Origin of the sequence: Rheinheimera sp. 1928-s (genome assembly GCF_029269265.1) — a bacterium.
In the GTDB taxonomy this organism is placed as follows: domain Bacteria; phylum Pseudomonadota; class Gammaproteobacteria; order Enterobacterales; family Alteromonadaceae; genus Pararheinheimera.
Genome location: NZ_JARIXP010000002.1, coordinates 115740 through 130525, shown reverse-complemented (window position 1 = coordinate 130525; position 14786 = coordinate 115740). Strand labels below are relative to the sequence as shown.

The window sequence follows — 14786 nt, the reverse complement described above, 5'->3', positions numbered from 1 at the left end:
GTATCTAAAGTCGCTGGTTTAAAGGGATCGAAGATGGAAATTTACAACAGCGAAGAACAACAAGTCGAAGCTATTAAGCGCTTTTGGAAAGAAAACGGCACCGCCATTATCGCTGGTGTAGTGTTGGGTTTAGGTGGTTTGTACGGCTGGCGTTATTTCCAGGACCAGCAACTGGAAAGTACTATGGCGGCTTCAAGCGCTTATACCCAGTTACTGGAGCAGCAACAAACCGCAGCGGATAACCCTGAGTTGTTGGCGCAATTCCAGACTTTTGTTGATAAAAACAGTGACTCTTCTTACGCTCTGCTGGCTGCTTTTGTGGCTGCCAAAGAAGCTGTAGCTAAAGAAGATTATGCTAGTGCAGCCAAACAGCTGAACTGGGTAGTCACGACTGCAACTCAACCAGAAATTAAAGCTCTGGCGCAGCTGCGTCTGGCTCGTGTACAAAATGAACAAAAAGACTATCCTGCTGCTTTAGCTACTTTGGCTTTAGCAGTACCGGAAGCTTTTAAAGCACAACAGCAAGAACTGACAGGTGATGTGCTGCAAAATTCAGGTGAGCTGGCGAAAGCTAAAACTGCTTACCAGGCTGCTGTTGCAGCAACTCAAGATGCTCAGAATCCAATTCTGAAAGTGAAATTAGACGAACTGGCGCACGTAACTGCTGCTTAAGGTGTAAGAGTGAAGTTATTCAGGTCCCGTATCGGCTTAATGCTGGTGTTGTTGACGACTTTGGCAGCTTGTTCTTCCAAAGAAGAATTGGTTTATCCGGAAATTAACAACAAAATTGAACCCGAAGAAATTTGGAGTGCATCTGTTGGTAATGGTGTTGAACATTATGATTCAGCACTGCGCCCATTAATCTACAAAGATAAAGTTTTTGCAGCCAGCCGTGCTGGTTTAGTGATGGGCTTCGACAAAGAGTCTGGCAAACGTCTGTGGACTTTTGATGTGCGCGACGAAGGTACAGGCAGCTTTCTGGATGGACTGAAGTTTTGGAATTCAGAAACAGCACGTGTATCGGGCGGTATTAGTGCTGGCTACGATAAAATCTTTGTAGGCACTGAAAACGGCGATGTGGTGGCGTTAAACCCTGAAACTGGCGAACTGGTATGGCGGGTTAAAGTCAAAGGTGAAGTGATTGCCAGGCCTGCAGCGGGCGAAGGTTATGTACTGGTCAATACATCGGCTGGTTATATCTTTGCGTTGCATCCGGATACAGGTGAACAGCGCTGGATGTACGAGCAGGAAAATGCAGTATTAAGTTTGCGTGGTACCAGCGAGCCAGTGGTCGCTAATGGTGGCGTTATTTTGGGTAGCGGTGCAGGCAAGGTTGCAGTGTTGATCGCCGACAAAGGTGTATTAGCATGGGACGCTGCCATTGCTGTGCCAAAAGGTGCAACCGATTTATCCCGTATGGTCGATGTTGATGCCACTCCTATCGTAGCCGAAGGTACTATTTACGCCATCGCCTTTAACGGTGAATTGGTCGCGTTAGAACTGCGCACGGGCCGGGTAATGTGGAAACGTGAATACGCCAGCTTCCGCGATATGGTGATTGAAGGCAATACTATTTATCTGGTTGACAGTGTAGGTAAGATTTTTGCTGTTGACCGTCGCAATGGCTCTGAGCAATGGGCGCAAACAGGTTTGCATAAACATTTCCTGACAGGCCCGGCAGTTTATAAAGACTATCTGACTGTGGGTGATGTGGAAGGTAACTTATTCTGGTTAGATAAAAATACCGGTGAATTTGTTGCTCAGGAATCCTATGGTTCCGGTTTTTACACTCAGGGCATCAGCTCAGCCGATGAATTAGTGATCCAAACCCGGGATGGTGAGCTAAGTTTAATACGCTTACCTTAAACCAGCTGAGTATGGAAGAAGACAAGGTCGGAGCCGATAAATCATCGCCTCCGGCCTTGTTGTTTAATAAAGTTTAGTGATTTACGTAGCTGCCATGACTGAAAAGTCTGGCGTCACAGAGTAAGAAGGCCAGTTGGCCTGCGGTATCCACAAGGATACATAGTAATTTTATTTGAGGTAAAACCATGTTACCTGTAGTGGCTTTGGTTGGCAGAGCCAACGTTGGAAAATCAACATTATTTAACCGTTTGACCCGCACCCGCGACGCCTTAGTGGCAGATTTCCCGGGCCTGACGCGCGACCGTAAATACGGTTCAGTCAAATACGAAGGTTACGAATTTATTGTGGTCGATACCGGTGGTATAGACGGCAATGAGCAAGGCATTGAAGTAGAAATGGCCGAGCAGTCACTCAAAGCGATAGATGAAGCTGACATAGTGCTGTTTATGGTGGACGCCCGTGCTGGCGCTACTGTAGCTGATGATGCGATAGCGCAGCATTTACGTCGTATCAATAAAAAGGTGTTTTTGGTTGCCAATAAAACCGATGGCCTGGATGCTGATACAGCAACTGCTGACTTTTACAGTCTGGCACAAGGTGAAGTTTATCCTATAGCTGCAGTGCATGGCCGTGGTGTGTTGTCTTTACTGCAACATGCGTTATTGCCTATGTTATCCGAACAGCAACAACAGCGCATTGCTGCTATTGAAAGCGGCGAAGAGTTACCTGAAGACTTGGAAGAAGAAAGCGAAGAGGATATTACCCAGGCTAAGGATCAGCATATTAAGCTGGCCATAGTGGGTCGTCCAAACGTCGGTAAATCTACTTTAACCAATCGTATTTTAGGTGAAGAGCGTGTTGTGGTATTCGATATGCCAGGCACAACACGGGATTCGATTTATATCCCTATGACCCGTGGTGAGCGCGAATACACCCTGATTGATACAGCTGGTGTGCGTCGTCGTGGCAAAATTGACGATATGGTCGAAAAGTTCTCCGTCATTAAAACTCTGCAAGCTATTGAAGATGCCAACGTGGTGATTTTAGTGCTGGATGCCCGTTTAGGTATTTCCGATCAGGACTTAAGTATTTTAGGTTTTGTGCTGAACGCTGGTCGCTCATTGGTACTGGCTGTCAATAAATGGGATGGCCTGGACGAGCGCGTCAAAGAAGATGTAAAACGTGAACTCGACAGACGTTTAGGTTTTATCGACTTTGCCCGCCTGCATTTTATCTCGGCATTACACGGCTCTGGTGTAGGTAACTTATTTGAATCGGTAGAAGAAGCCTTCGACTCGGCGACCCGTCGTGTCAGTACAGCGCTTTTAACCCGTATTATGAAAATGGCGGTGGAAGATCACCAGCCACCTATGGTGAAAGGCCGTCGTGTGAAGCTGAAATACGCTCACGCCGGTGGTTACAATCCGCCTCTTATCGTTATTCATGGTACCCAGGTAGACGACCTGCCAGATTCGTACAAACGTTATCTGATGAACTATTTCCGTAAATCTTTACAGATGATGGGCACCCCAGTGCGGATTGAATTCCGCGAAGGCGAAAACCCATTTGCCGGCAAACGTAGTATGTTGACGCCTAATCAGCAGTACAAACGGGACCGGATCTTAAAAGCCAGAGCGAATCTGGTGAATAAGAAGTAAGTTTTACAAGGCCAGCGAAAGCTGGCCTTGTTGTTTGTGGCGTATTTTTTATATCAAGTCTGGTTGCTGCGGAGTTGTAACTCAACACGCAGACACGCCGTGAATACATCCATGTAGGCTCGTGTTTCGCTATCCCTGCGAAACACGGTCTGCTAAGTTGTGTTACAGCTCACGCTTTGATGCATATTATTACGACGTTTAAACTAAACAAGGACATTTAGGTATGGAAGCTTTTGCTAGAATTATCGTTTACATTTTTGGATTCTTTTTTGTTTTTTCCGCTTTGATGTTCTTGAATCAGGTTTTTTTCTATAACGCCTGCTTTCAAAGTCACTGCATTGATAATGCCATCCCGAAAATTCTGGTCTTCTCAACCATAGTATTTGGTTTAATCGTGTTCTTTCTGAATCAGAAAAATGCCCCTGTGAATTGGGAAAAGGACATAGATCAACAGTCAGTCCCTAATGCGCCTATAAAACCGGCCGAGAATATCCGTTTAGTAGCTACCACAGAGATCACAGCTAAGCATTTTGATTCCTTCAAAGCAGCTGCACAGTATGCTAAAGAGATGCTGGCTGATGGGTACTCAGATATCGTTGTACGAAGAGAAGGGCGTCTCTTTAATGTAGAAGGGAAGGGGCATAGGAGAATCACGCAGGCGAAGTTAAATTTGACTCCAGCTGCACAGATTGATAGCGCTCCGTTAAAGTCTGCAGGCGTTTTAACCACAAGAGTCCTTCAACCAATCAAAACGTATATTGACGACGAAAGCGAGCAAGATGATCATTTAGAATTTTATGAAGAGCTGGAATATGAACTCAATGAATATTCCGAATCTCTAGCTCGGAGTGAGGAAGATGGATGGTTTTATAGCGACAATGATTCAGGCCCAGAGTCAATAGTAGACCCATCGACATTACAGAAAGAAAGTTGAGCCAAAGATCTAAAAAGTCATACCAACTACTGGCACCAAATCCCCATTGGGCCGGACTTTCGCTGCGACTTGGGGTCGCCTTTTCTTTGGATATTTGTCTTTTGGCGAAGCCAAAGAAAGTATCTCGCCAAAGGCGAAAGCTTTAAAGTAAAACATGTAGCTAATAGCAACTAAAGGCTGGGGTCAGGTTTTGCGATGTACGCTGGATTTATTTCAGCTCCCGCTTATCTGCAACCATACCTGCTCTGCACAAAACCACTCTGGTACACCCTGGTTTCCAAATGTTGTAGTTTCAGATCTGCAGCCAAAGTACCAAACAGCGGTATACCTTCACCTATCAGCACCGGTATACGGGTGAGCGTCAATTCATCCACCAGGTTATGGCGCAGGCTTTGTTGGATGATATTGCCGCCATCCAGATAAACAGCTTTATAACCTTGCTGCTTAAGCTGATGAAGAATATCAACCATAGCGCCCTGACGGATCTCTACTTTGTCTTGTAGTTCAGGCGGTAAATCAGCGGAGCTTAGCTGATGGCTCAACACTATGGTTTTAATTGGATAGGGCCATTCAATACCAAAACTCAGCACTTTTTCAAAGGTGGCCCGGCCCATCAGAATCAGATCAATGCCAGACATAAAAGCGCTGTAGCCATGATCGTCTGTTGAGTCTGTGGCAGAAGTTAACCACTGAATGTCGCCATCTTTTTTAGCGATAAAACCGTCCAGGCTGGTGGCTATAAATACTTTTACTTTCATTGGTTTTCCGCCCTTTAAATTACAAGTTACAGCAGCAATTATCAGAACAGAAAACACCCCCGGCGAACAGTAAAAACTTGTAGTTCGCCCTGGGGATTTTGTTAGCATTAATGTCCTGGCAGTGCGTGCAAATACACTTGTGGGGCTGAAGACAGCGCCTGATGAATCATTTGAGTAGGTTCATCGGCCAGTACCTGATCGGCACCTTGCTCTAAACCATCAAAAGTACGATTCACCACTTGTTCCGCTGATACTTTAGGCACGTCTAAACCTTTGGTTAAATCTGTGTCGATAAAACCTACGTGCAAACCCAATACCTGAGTCTGTTGAGCCGCCAGTTCCTGACGCACCGCATTGGTCATAGACCAGGCTGCAGATTTAGTTACGGAGTAGGTGGCCAATAATGGGCCTGTGATCCAGCTGGCAATCGACAACACATTGATAATGCCACCACCGCCGTTGTTCGCCAGTACAGGCGCAAAACTCTGAGTTAAACGCAGTGGGCCATAGAGGTTAGTTTCCAACTGACGGCGCATCATGGTTTCAGCATCGTCGGCTAGCATGGCGCCAAGTTCGGCTACACCAGCGTTATTGATTAACAAGGTAAGATCTGAACATTGTTCAACCAACTTTGCTATATCGTCTTTGTTAGTCACATCTAGTTTCATCGGAATAACACCTTCCAGTGTGATGCTGTCCGGGTTGCGTGCTGCGGCATACACTTTACGAGCGCCACGGGCCAGTGCTTCTTTTGCAAAAGCTAAACCTAAACCACGGTTAGCACCTGTTACCAATACCACTGCATTTTCAAGTTTCATCGCATTTGCCTCGCTTTAATATGATGGTTATCATATTTTGATTTAAAAAAAGGGTTAACCCGCTTATTAGTTTTACTGACTATCTGAATGACGTCGAACTAAATCTTCACGGCTTGCTGTTAAATAAAAGCTGGCCTGAGCTGTGCCTTTTAAACCCCGTGCCAGCTGAAGCGCGCCAATTAATGTGCTGGTCAGTAAAAACGCACTCTCGCGGTTTAGCTTTTGATTGCTCAGCTCTTGCACTTTTTCCACATAAGCCTCAATAAGTTTGCCTGCTATAGCTTTTGTCGTTGTGTCCAGTCGGAAAAAATCTGAACCAAGTGCTGCAACAGGACAACCTGCACCTTCAGTGCAATTGTTCAGGTGTTGCTCTGACAGGTAGATTTCGATAAAGGCGGTGAGTGGTTCACCGCCTTCACTGATGGCTTGTGCCAGGCTTTGTCTGAGTATTTCTGCAGATTCAGCGCCTGCATACCCTAAGGCCTCGGCCAACAATGCGTCTCTGTTGGCAAAATGCGCATAGAAGCCGCCGTGTGTTAAACCCGCTTGTTTCATCACATCAGCTACAGCCAAAGAGTCAAAGCCATCCCGGCGAATAATTTTTGCAGCAGTCTGCAGAATTCGCTGGTGGGTCATCTCTTTTTTACTTAAAGCTGTCATCAAAATGGCCTGCAGTTGCTAATATGATGATTATCATATTTTTAATTGTGCCTGCTGGCAAGTACTTTTTTTGAGCATTTTATACATTTGAACGAGATGAGGTCTAAGTGGTTGAGTTTTGGACTTTTATATTTGCGAACTAATGACTCAGGGGGTTGAGTTCAAGTAGTGCTGTAGCTGCGCCACGCGCTTTGGCCGCTCAAACAACTGATACAACTCAAGCCAATCCGACAGTTGCATCAAAGGCAAACCCAACTGCCAACAGGTTTTCTCTGGCTGAAATAAAAATTGCTGCAAACCGTCGTCTTTCAGCACTTGTATGCCCGCCATCAGTTCGATCACAAGACCATTTTTATTGAAACGGGCAAAGCCCTTGCTGCGATAAATGGGATGTAGCGATACAGGCACAGTGTGAGCATACTGACTGAGCAGGGTTTTAAACTGTTCAAAGCGTTCCAATGTGCAGACTAAATCCAAATCCCTGGCTTGTGGTTCTATGCCATAACAGTGCAGTAAAAAGCTGCCGCCTATGGCCCAGTCTGTTGGGCCAAGCAGTTGGACTAATTCTGTGGCGACTTGCCTGATATCAGTTTGCGGCATCAGTTTATTGCATCAGAGGGGGCAGAAATCTGTTCTATACGGGCGATAAAATGCCCCTTTGCCAGCTGGGTTTTTACCTGTTGGCCTGGCTGTAACTTCGATGCATCAGTGATCACTTGCTGCTGTTCATCAAAGCTGATGCTGTAGCCGCGCTCTAAAGTCGCCAGTGGGCTGACCGTATGCAAACGGCTGCTTTGCAATAACCACTGCTGCTGCTTTTGCTTTAGCACTTGCTGCATGGATTGGTGCAACTGATGGTTGTGCTGACTCAGCTTTTGTTGCTGCTGTTTAATCCGCACCAGTGGCGTCAGTTGCTGTAAACGATGTCGCAAAAACTGCTGCTGTTGGGTCGCTTTATCGATGCGTCGTAGCAAGGCATTTTGCAACCTCATCTGTAATTCATCCAGATACTGCTGCTGTTGCTGTAAACGTCGTGCCGGGTCAAGCAAAGTTAAGCGATGCACCAAAGCCGTTAAACGCGGCTGCTGCTGCCTTAAGTAGCTTTGCATCGAACGTTGCAAGCGTTGCTCTGCTGAGAGCACTAGCTGCAGTTGTTGTTGCTGATCAGGTGATACCAGCTCAGCTGCAGCTGATGGCGTGGCTGCACGCACATCGGCCACAAAGTCGGCTATGGTAAAGTCTATTTCATGACCTACAGCACTGACGGTTGGAATAGGGCAGTGGGCTATTAAGCGCGCTACCTGTTCATCGTTAAAACACCATAAATCTTCGAGTGAGCCACCACCACGGCCAATCAGCAGCACATCCACTTCATTGCGGGAGATGGCTTTTTGAATGGCATTGTAAATTTGCGCCGGAGCCTGAGTACCCTGAACTAAACAAGGATAAATAATAACTTCCAGGGCAGGAGCGCGGCGTTGCAGTACTGTAATGATATCGCGAATGGCTGCGCCTGTAGGGGAGGTGACCACTCCAACTTTTTGTACTTTTTTTGGTAGCGGCTTTTTGCGCTCTGGCGCTAACAAACCTTCGGCGGCTAAAGTGGCTTTGATTTGTTCGTATTGCTGTTTTAGCAGGCCGTCACCAGCAGGTTCCAGCATATCGGCCAATAATTGATATTCACCACGGGGTTCGTACACACTGATACGGGCTCGGATCAAAATTTGCTGACCATTTTTTGGCTGCAGGCTGGCGTATCTGTTGCTTTGTTTAAACATTGCCACTTTGACCTGAGCAGCCTGATCTTTTAACGAAAAGTACCAGTGGCCGGAAGAGGCAGCGATAAAATTGGACACTTCACCCACTAACCAGAGCTGGCGAAATTGCAGCTCAAGTGTCAGGCGAACTTCAGAGTTTAAACGGGAGACAGTGTAAATATCAGCTTGCGACATGGCTTGGATTCCGGTGGTTCAGGCAGTTAATGTAACACAAAAGCGAAAAATTGATTGTGGCAAGGCGCAAAAGCGGATAAAATTGCGCCGCAACATTCCCCCCTCTTTTTTTAACAGCGAGATTGTTGCAATGCTCAGGATCGTGAAAGAAGCCATTACATTTGACGACGTGTTACTTGTACCGGCGCACTCCACTGTGTTACCCCATACCGCAGACCTGCGGACTCAATTGACCAGCAAAATTACGTTAAATATTCCTATGGTATCGGCGTCTATGGACACTGTCACCGAGGCCCGTTTAGCTATTGCTTTAGCACAGGAAGGCGGTTTAGGTTTTATTCACAAAAATATGACCATCGAAGAGCAGGCAGCCAATGTTCGTAAAGTAAAAAAATACGAAAGTGGTGTAGTCTCAGACCCTGTGACTGTACGTCCGGAACAAAGTATCCGTGAAGTGCAGCAACTGGCAGCTCAACATGGTTTCTCTGGTTTCCCTGTGGTCGATGCTGACAACAACCTGGTTGGCATAGTGACAGGTCGTGACCTGAACGTTGAAACCAATCCACAGCTGGCTATTTCTTCTGTGATGACGCCAAAAGAGCGTTTGGTTACAGTGAACGAAGCTGGTCCACGTGCTGAAGCTTTGGCTTTAATGCACAAGCACCGTATTGAAAAAGTATTAGTGGTCGACAATGCTTTTAAATTAAAAGGTCTGATCACAGTACAGGATTACAACAAAGCCGCCAGCAAACCAAACGCCTGTAAAGACGAATTTGGGCGCTTACGTGTGGGCGCTGCTGTGGGCGTAGGCCCTGGCACAGACGAACGTATTGCTGCTTTAGTTGAAGCTGGTGTAGATATTTTATTAATAGATACCTCACACGGTCACTCTGAAGGTGTGTTAGACCGGGTCCGTCAAACCCGCGCTTTATACCCTGATTTACAAATAGTGGCCGGTAACGTCGCCACAGCTGAAGGCGCAAAAGCTTTAGCTCTGGCTGGTGCCAACGCTGTGAAAGTGGGTATAGGCCCAGGTTCTATTTGTACCACCCGTATTGTCACAGGTTGTGGTGTACCTCAACTGACAGCTATCTCTGATGCAGTAGATGGCGTACAGGGCATGGACGTTTGTATTATCGCTGACGGCGGTATCCGCTTCTCAGGTGATATAGCTAAAGCTTTAGTGGCTGGTGCGCATTGCGTGATGGTAGGTTCAATGTTTGCCGGTACTGAAGAAGCGCCGGGCGATGTTGAACTGTATCAGGGGCGCTACTACAAATCTTACCGTGGTATGGGTTCATTAGGTGCTATGGCACAACGTAATGGCTCATCTGACCGTTACTTCCAGGGCAGCAACAACGCTGAGAAGTTAGTGCCTGAAGGTATCGAAGGCCGTGTGGCGTACAAAGGCCCAATCGGCACTATTATTCACCAGCAAATGGGGGGCCTGCGCTCTTCTATGGGCTTAACAGGTTGCTCTACTATTGCTGAAGTCCGCACTAAGCCGGTCTTTGTCAAAGTAACTTCTGCTGGTATGGGTGAGTCGCACGTGCATGATGTGCAAATCACCAAAGAAGCACCAAACTACCGCTTAGGTTAACCGCTTAATCAGAGGCTGGCGTTTTGCCAGCCTCTGTGTTTTATCCATTCGACATTTGTTACTAAGGTGATTATGAGCAAAAACATTCACTTCCATCGAATTCTGATCCTCGACTTCGGTTCGCAATACACTCAGCTGATCGCCCGTCGTGTGCGTGAAATTGGCGTTTACTGCGAGCTGTGGGCATGGGACGTTACTGCTGAACAAATCGCTGAATTTGCTCCAACCGGTATTATTTTATCTGGCGGCCCTGAAAGTGTGACTGAAGCTGGCTCGCCTCGCGCACCATCTTATGTATTTGAAGCCGGCGTGCCTGTGCTGGGTGTGTGCTACGGCATGCAGACCATGGCTGAGCAACTGGGCGGTAAAGTGGCCGGTTCCGAGCATCGCGAATTTGGTTATGCTCAGGTTGAACTGATTGCAGAAAATGCCATGTTCACCGGTATTGAAGATCATCTGAACGAACAAGGCCGTGGCTTATTGGATGTCTGGATGAGTCATGGCGACAAAGTCGTACAAATCCCAGAAGGTTTTGTCACGACTGCGCAAACGCCAACTTGCCCTCATGCCGCTATGGCTAACGAAGCCCGTCAGTTCTACGGCGTACAGTTCCACCCTGAAGTGACTCATACCCGTCAGGGCCTGCGCATGTTAGAGCAGTTTGTGGTTGATATCTGTGGTTGTGAAAAACTCTGGACTCCGGCCACCATCATTGATGACGCTATTGCCAACATCAAAAAGCAGGTGGGTGATGATCAGGTTATTTTAGGTTTATCAGGTGGTGTCGATTCTTCCGTTGTCGCTATGTTATTACACCGCGCTATCGGCAAAAATCTGACTTGTGTCTTTGTCGATAACGGCTTATTGCGTTTAAACGAAGGCACGCAAGTGATGGAAATGTTTGGTGATCATTTTGGTCTGAACATTATTCATGTCAAAGCTGAAAACCGTTTCCTCGACGCCTTAAAAGGTGAAGCTGAACCTGAAGCCAAGCGTAAAATCATAGGTCGCGTTTTCGTCGAAGTATTTGACGAAGAAGCGAAAAAACTAAGCAATGCTCGCTGGTTAGCTCAGGGCACAATTTACCCTGACGTGATTGAATCTGCAGCGTCTAAAACCGGTAAAGCTCATGTGATTAAGTCGCACCATAATGTTGGCGGTTTACCTGCTGATATGAAAATGGGCTTAGTCGAGCCACTGCGTGAACTCTTTAAAGATGAAGTGCGCAAAGTAGGTTTAGCTTTAGGTTTGCCATACGACATGCTGTACCGTCACCCATTCCCAGGCCCGGGTTTAGGTGTGCGTGTATTAGGTGAAGTGAAAAAAGAATACTGTGATTTATTACGCAAAGCAGACGCGATTTTTATCGAAGAGCTGCGTAATTCAGGCTGGTACGACAAAGTCAGTCAGGCTTTTACTGTATTCCTGCCAGTGAAATCTGTGGGTGTAATGGGCGATGGCCGTAAATACGACTGGGTTGTGTCTATCCGCGCCGTAGAGACTATCGACTTTATGACAGCACATTGGGCACATTTGCCATACGAGCTGTTAGGTCAGGTGTCTAACCGCATTATCAATGAAGTGAACGGTATTTCCCGTGTGGTGTACGACATCTCGGGTAAGCCTCCAGCAACTATTGAGTGGGAATAATCTCCCCTTCGTACTTGAAGCCGCAGCGTTGTTGACTGCCTGCTCGTGTTGAGAGAGGCTCGCCGAAGTCACATAGGACAACTATGCTCCTTGGGCGAGAACACTTGTCGCCTAGCTGCAACTCCAATTACTTTGGGTAGATCCTTCGTACTTGAAGCCGCAGCTTTGAGTCGATTGGATAGAAAAGGGGCAGATTTAATCTGCCCCTTTCGCTTTTTACAGCTTATTAATTTCATTTTTCAGCTGATAGGATTTATCTGTCACAATAGCTTCTAAAGTCGCTACCCTTTCTTTTAGCTGCTCTATTTGTTGTTTGATTTCGTCACTCGACTGGCCGGCACTTTTTAGTTTGATTTGTGTTTTAGTGTAGTTTTCATAAAAAGCATAACCAAAAGCGCCAACAACAGCGACAAAACCTATTTCAAATGGTCCCATGATATTCCTTCCCTAAGTCTGTAAAAACTGAACTGATCAATATGCGTATAACAATTAGCAAGTGTTATACCATAGTTAACATCTTGTTTTTATTCAAATGCTTAGCTCATTTGTACATATAAAGCTTTGAGTAAACTCACTAAAATATAGCCAAAAGCTTAACCTTAGCTGGTAAAATTAGCCAGATTCAGCAGCAACACAAGAGGCAAAGATGACCGCAGACAACGATTTATACTGGATGCAGTATGCTTTGCAGCTTGCCGACAAGGCGGAACAAAGCGGCGAAATTCCGGTAGGTGCTGTGGTGGTAAAAGACGGCGTGGTGCTGGGGGAGGGCTGGAATCAGTCGATTCAGCTCAATGATCCTTCCGCTCATGCAGAAATGATTGCCATCCGTCAGGCGGCAGAAAAAATTGGCAATTATCGCTTAATTGATTGCACCTTGTATGTCACGTTAGAGCCTTGTGCTATGTGCGCAGGTCTGTTGGTGCACAGCAGAATAAAACGTTTGGTGTTTGGCGCTAAAGATGCCAAAACAGGAGCCGCAGGTTCAGTGCTGGATATAGTGCGTCATCCGATATTAAACCATCAGCTTGATGTATCGGATGGTCTTTTGATGCAGCAATGTGCAGACAAACTCTCTGAATTTTTCCGCCGTCGCAGGGCTGAACAAAAGGCTTTAAAACAGCAGGAAAAACAACAGAGTGGTGAGGAAGGAGAGTTTAAGCAATAGCTTCGGTGGCGCTGGCTAAATCCTGGATGGACTGAAAAGAGCGGCGACGTCTGTTTAATTTTAACATTGTCATATTACGGCTGACCCGTCTTCTGCTGGATGCAACATCCATTAATCGCCGCTTGCGCAGCATTGTTGGTTTTTTACGTTTTAACATTCAAAGGCTCCAAATTATTTTCGCTAATATAAAAGCTTAGCGATGCAGTTACAACACTAAGACTGCTTAGGAGTGCTGATGTTCCCTGACTTTTCTTCTGAATTTACTGCTTTATCACCAAATTGCTCGTTAAGGCGCTGTTTTTGTTGATCTAACCTTTGCTCAGTTTTTTTCTTTTCATCAACCCACAATAAGGTGTCGTAGAAACGGCGCACGTTTTCAACATAATAAACAGCCTGAGCACCACGGGCGTAACCCAGTTTTGTATTCTGGTAATAACGTTTTTGCTGCAGCAAAGGCAGGCGTTGTTTCACTTCATGCCATTGGTCCGGATTGGCACCATCGCGCTCTGTCAGTACACGAGCACTTTCAACATGGCCCCAGCCAATATTATAAGCTGCGATAGCAAACCAGAGCCGGTCTGGCATCTGGATCCGCTCTGGAATACGTTCCACCATACGCTGCAGATACCGGGCGCCACCTCTGATACTTTGCGCAGGATCCAGCCGGCTGCTGACGCCCATGGTTTGAGCAGTGCTTACAGTCAGCATCATTAGACCCACTACACCAGTCGAACTTCTGGCATCAGGCCGCCAGTTTGATTCCTGATAGCCAATAGCAGCTAATAAACGCCAGTCAAAATTACCCGCATACTTTTCAAACAAAGGCTGATAGCGGGGTAAATCTTTTTCAATAGCTTTGATGTAATCCAGCGTGGCGATGTAATCAAAACGGCGGATGTGGCCAAAGTATTTGTCTTCAAGGCTGAGTAAATCGCCGGATTGATAATTCTGCCCAAAAAACTCAATCAACACAGCCCAAAACGAATCGTCGGCTTTGTTGCTCAGAAGCCAAGCTACGGGCTGCTGTTCTTTCACTTTAAAAGCGACTGTGAGGTTGGGGAAAAAACGCTGATTCACAGCCAATAAGTTGGAATCGACCAGCGTATAAGGAATTTTACCGTCTTCGACTTGCTGCAGCAGTTCATCTGCATCCTCAGATTCACTTTCCTGCCATTGCAATTGTGGATGATCTTTTTGTACTTCTTTGAGTGTTTCAGCCAAAGAACTGTCTTTAGGGACCAGAATAGGGGCTTTAATATCGTTAAAACTGCCCGGCTTTTTTTTGCCTTTACGGTACACCAGCACTTCGTTACGCCATAAATAAGCTGGCGCTATACGGTACTTTTGTTTGCGGCTGTCCGTCACAGCTAAACCACCAGCTATGTAATCAACCTGGCCTGAATCCAGTTTTTGCAGCAACTCTTCCCGCTGATAGCTGGGAAATAACTCCAGTTCAACGCCTAATTTTTCTGCCAAAGCCACCGACAGTTCATAGTCGTAACCTGTAGGGCCATCGGCTCCTACGTAGTAGCTGGTAGGGCTGTTTAAAATACCTACACGAATGCTATCTCTTTGATAAATTTGATGAAGCTGAACAGGTTCCTGTACCGGAGTACAAGAAACTACTGCTGTTAATACAGCTCCTAAAATACCAAATCGAATCATCCGATTATGCCTTTGCTTTAAATCTGCGCCATTTATACCAAAATTCCTGCAGGTCGT

The 14786-nt window shown here is 46.3% G+C and carries 15 protein-coding genes; 7 read left to right on the top strand and 8 right to left on the bottom strand.

Annotated features, from left to right (window positions below):
- Positions 1–33: 33 nt before the first annotated feature.
- The 4 genes from P3C17_RS05505 (at position 34) to P3C17_RS05490 (ending at position 4458) form a co-directional block, all read left to right on the top strand.
- The gene (locus tag P3C17_RS05505) at positions 34–672 is read left to right on the top strand and encodes a tetratricopeptide repeat protein (protein WP_300928472.1); all 639 of its coding nucleotides are present in this window, start codon (positions 34–36) and stop codon (positions 670–672) included.
- Positions 673–681: 9 nt separating this feature from the next.
- On the top strand, positions 682–1866 hold the full coding sequence (gene bamB / locus P3C17_RS05500; protein WP_300928471.1) for an outer membrane protein assembly factor BamB: 1185 nt from the start codon (positions 682–684) through the stop codon (positions 1864–1866).
- Positions 1867–2051: 185 nt separating this feature from the next.
- On the top strand, positions 2052–3524 hold the full coding sequence (der, locus tag P3C17_RS05495) for a ribosome biogenesis GTPase Der (RefSeq protein WP_300928470.1): 1473 nt from the start codon (positions 2052–2054) through the stop codon (positions 3522–3524).
- 223 nt (positions 3525–3747) lie between these two features.
- Positions 3748–4458, top strand: a complete 711-nt coding sequence (locus P3C17_RS05490) for a hypothetical protein (RefSeq protein ID WP_300928469.1) — start codon at positions 3748–3750, stop codon at positions 4456–4458.
- 224 nt (positions 4459–4682) lie between these two features.
- Here P3C17_RS05490 and P3C17_RS05485 read toward each other — a convergent pair whose 3' ends face one another.
- From P3C17_RS05485 to xseA, 5 genes are all read right to left on the bottom strand, one after another.
- Complete coding sequence (locus P3C17_RS05485) at positions 4683–5216, bottom strand: dihydrofolate reductase family protein (RefSeq protein WP_300928468.1); 534 nt, start codon at positions 5214–5216, stop codon at positions 4683–4685.
- A gap of 107 nt (positions 5217–5323) precedes the next feature.
- Positions 5324–6034, bottom strand: coding sequence for an SDR family oxidoreductase (locus P3C17_RS05480; protein WP_300928467.1), 711 nt, complete (start codon positions 6032–6034; stop codon positions 5324–5326).
- Between the two features lie 72 nt (positions 6035–6106).
- A complete protein-coding gene (locus P3C17_RS05475) occupies positions 6107–6694 on the bottom strand; it encodes a TetR/AcrR family transcriptional regulator (RefSeq protein ID WP_300928466.1) in 588 nt (195 codons plus the stop codon).
- A 147-nt stretch (positions 6695–6841) separates the two neighbouring features.
- The gene (locus P3C17_RS05470; RefSeq protein ID WP_300928465.1) at positions 6842–7294 is read right to left on the bottom strand and encodes a hypothetical protein; all 453 of its coding nucleotides are present in this window, start codon (positions 7292–7294) and stop codon (positions 6842–6844) included.
- Positions 7294–8646: an exodeoxyribonuclease VII large subunit gene (gene xseA, locus P3C17_RS05465; RefSeq protein ID WP_300928464.1), complete on the bottom strand. Its 1353-nt coding sequence runs from the start codon at positions 8644–8646 to the stop codon at positions 7294–7296. Before xseA ends, P3C17_RS05470 begins: the two co-directional genes overlap by 1 nt.
- A 130-nt stretch (positions 8647–8776) precedes the next feature.
- On the opposite strand from xseA, the gene guaB reads away from it, so the two are divergent.
- Positions 8777–10246, top strand: a complete 1470-nt coding sequence (guaB, locus tag P3C17_RS05460) for an IMP dehydrogenase (protein WP_300928463.1) — start codon at positions 8777–8779, stop codon at positions 10244–10246.
- 72 nt (positions 10247–10318) lie between these two features.
- A complete protein-coding gene (gene guaA / locus P3C17_RS05455; RefSeq protein ID WP_300928462.1) occupies positions 10319–11896 on the top strand; it encodes a glutamine-hydrolyzing GMP synthase in 1578 nt (525 codons plus the stop codon).
- A gap of 216 nt (positions 11897–12112) precedes the next feature.
- On the opposite strand, the gene P3C17_RS05450 is transcribed toward guaA, so the two are convergent.
- Positions 12113–12331 carry a hypothetical protein gene (locus P3C17_RS05450; RefSeq protein ID WP_300928461.1) on the bottom strand — a complete coding sequence of 73 codons (219 nt, stop codon included), beginning with the start codon at positions 12329–12331 and terminating at the stop codon, positions 12113–12115.
- A gap of 211 nt (positions 12332–12542) precedes the next feature.
- On the opposite strand from P3C17_RS05450, the gene tadA reads away from it, so the two are divergent.
- Positions 12543–13064 carry a tRNA adenosine(34) deaminase TadA gene (tadA, locus tag P3C17_RS05445; protein WP_300928460.1) on the top strand — a complete coding sequence of 174 codons (522 nt, stop codon included), beginning with the start codon at positions 12543–12545 and terminating at the stop codon, positions 13062–13064.
- On the opposite strand, the gene P3C17_RS05440 is transcribed toward tadA, so the two are convergent.
- Positions 13054–13221 carry a hypothetical protein gene (locus tag P3C17_RS05440; protein WP_233081291.1) on the bottom strand — a complete coding sequence of 56 codons (168 nt, stop codon included), beginning with the start codon at positions 13219–13221 and terminating at the stop codon, positions 13054–13056. The two genes, tadA and P3C17_RS05440, sit on opposite strands and share 11 nt — an antisense overlap.
- A gap of 56 nt (positions 13222–13277) precedes the next feature.
- On the bottom strand, positions 13278–14729 hold the full coding sequence (mltF, locus tag P3C17_RS05435; RefSeq protein WP_300928459.1) for a membrane-bound lytic murein transglycosylase MltF: 1452 nt from the start codon (positions 14727–14729) through the stop codon (positions 13278–13280).
- Between the last annotated feature and the right edge of the window lie 57 nt (positions 14730–14786).

Bases quoted from the DNA above. Each gene is read 5' to 3' on its own strand.
- P3C17_RS05505 (WP_300928472.1), top strand. From the start codon at position 34: ATGGAAATTTACAACAGCGAAGAACAACAAGTCGAAGCTATTAAGCGC.
- der (WP_300928470.1), top strand. From the start codon at position 2,052: ATGTTACCTGTAGTGGCTTTGGTTGGCAGAGCCAACGTTGGAAAATCA.
- P3C17_RS05490 (WP_300928469.1), top strand. From the start codon at position 3,748: ATGGAAGCTTTTGCTAGAATTATCGTTTACATTTTTGGATTCTTTTTT.
- P3C17_RS05485 (WP_300928468.1), bottom strand. From the start codon at position 5,216: ATGAAAGTAAAAGTATTTATAGCCACCAGCCTGGACGGTTTTATCGCT.
- P3C17_RS05480 (WP_300928467.1), bottom strand. From the start codon at position 6,034: ATGAAACTTGAAAATGCAGTGGTATTGGTAACAGGTGCTAACCGTGGT.
- P3C17_RS05475 (WP_300928466.1), bottom strand. From the start codon at position 6,694: ATGACAGCTTTAAGTAAAAAAGAGATGACCCACCAGCGAATTCTGCAG.
- P3C17_RS05470 (WP_300928465.1), bottom strand. From the start codon at position 7,294: ATGCCGCAAACTGATATCAGGCAAGTCGCCACAGAATTAGTCCAACTG.
- xseA (WP_300928464.1), bottom strand. From the start codon at position 8,646: ATGTCGCAAGCTGATATTTACACTGTCTCCCGTTTAAACTCTGAAGTT.
- guaB (WP_300928463.1), top strand. From the start codon at position 8,777: ATGCTCAGGATCGTGAAAGAAGCCATTACATTTGACGACGTGTTACTT.
- guaA (WP_300928462.1), top strand. From the start codon at position 10,319: ATGAGCAAAAACATTCACTTCCATCGAATTCTGATCCTCGACTTCGGT.
- P3C17_RS05450 (WP_300928461.1), bottom strand. From the start codon at position 12,331: ATGGGACCATTTGAAATAGGTTTTGTCGCTGTTGTTGGCGCTTTTGGT.
- tadA (WP_300928460.1), top strand. From the start codon at position 12,543: ATGACCGCAGACAACGATTTATACTGGATGCAGTATGCTTTGCAGCTT.
- P3C17_RS05440 (WP_233081291.1), bottom strand. From the start codon at position 13,221: ATGTTAAAACGTAAAAAACCAACAATGCTGCGCAAGCGGCGATTAATG.
- mltF (WP_300928459.1), bottom strand. From the start codon at position 14,729: ATGATTCGATTTGGTATTTTAGGAGCTGTATTAACAGCAGTAGTTTCT.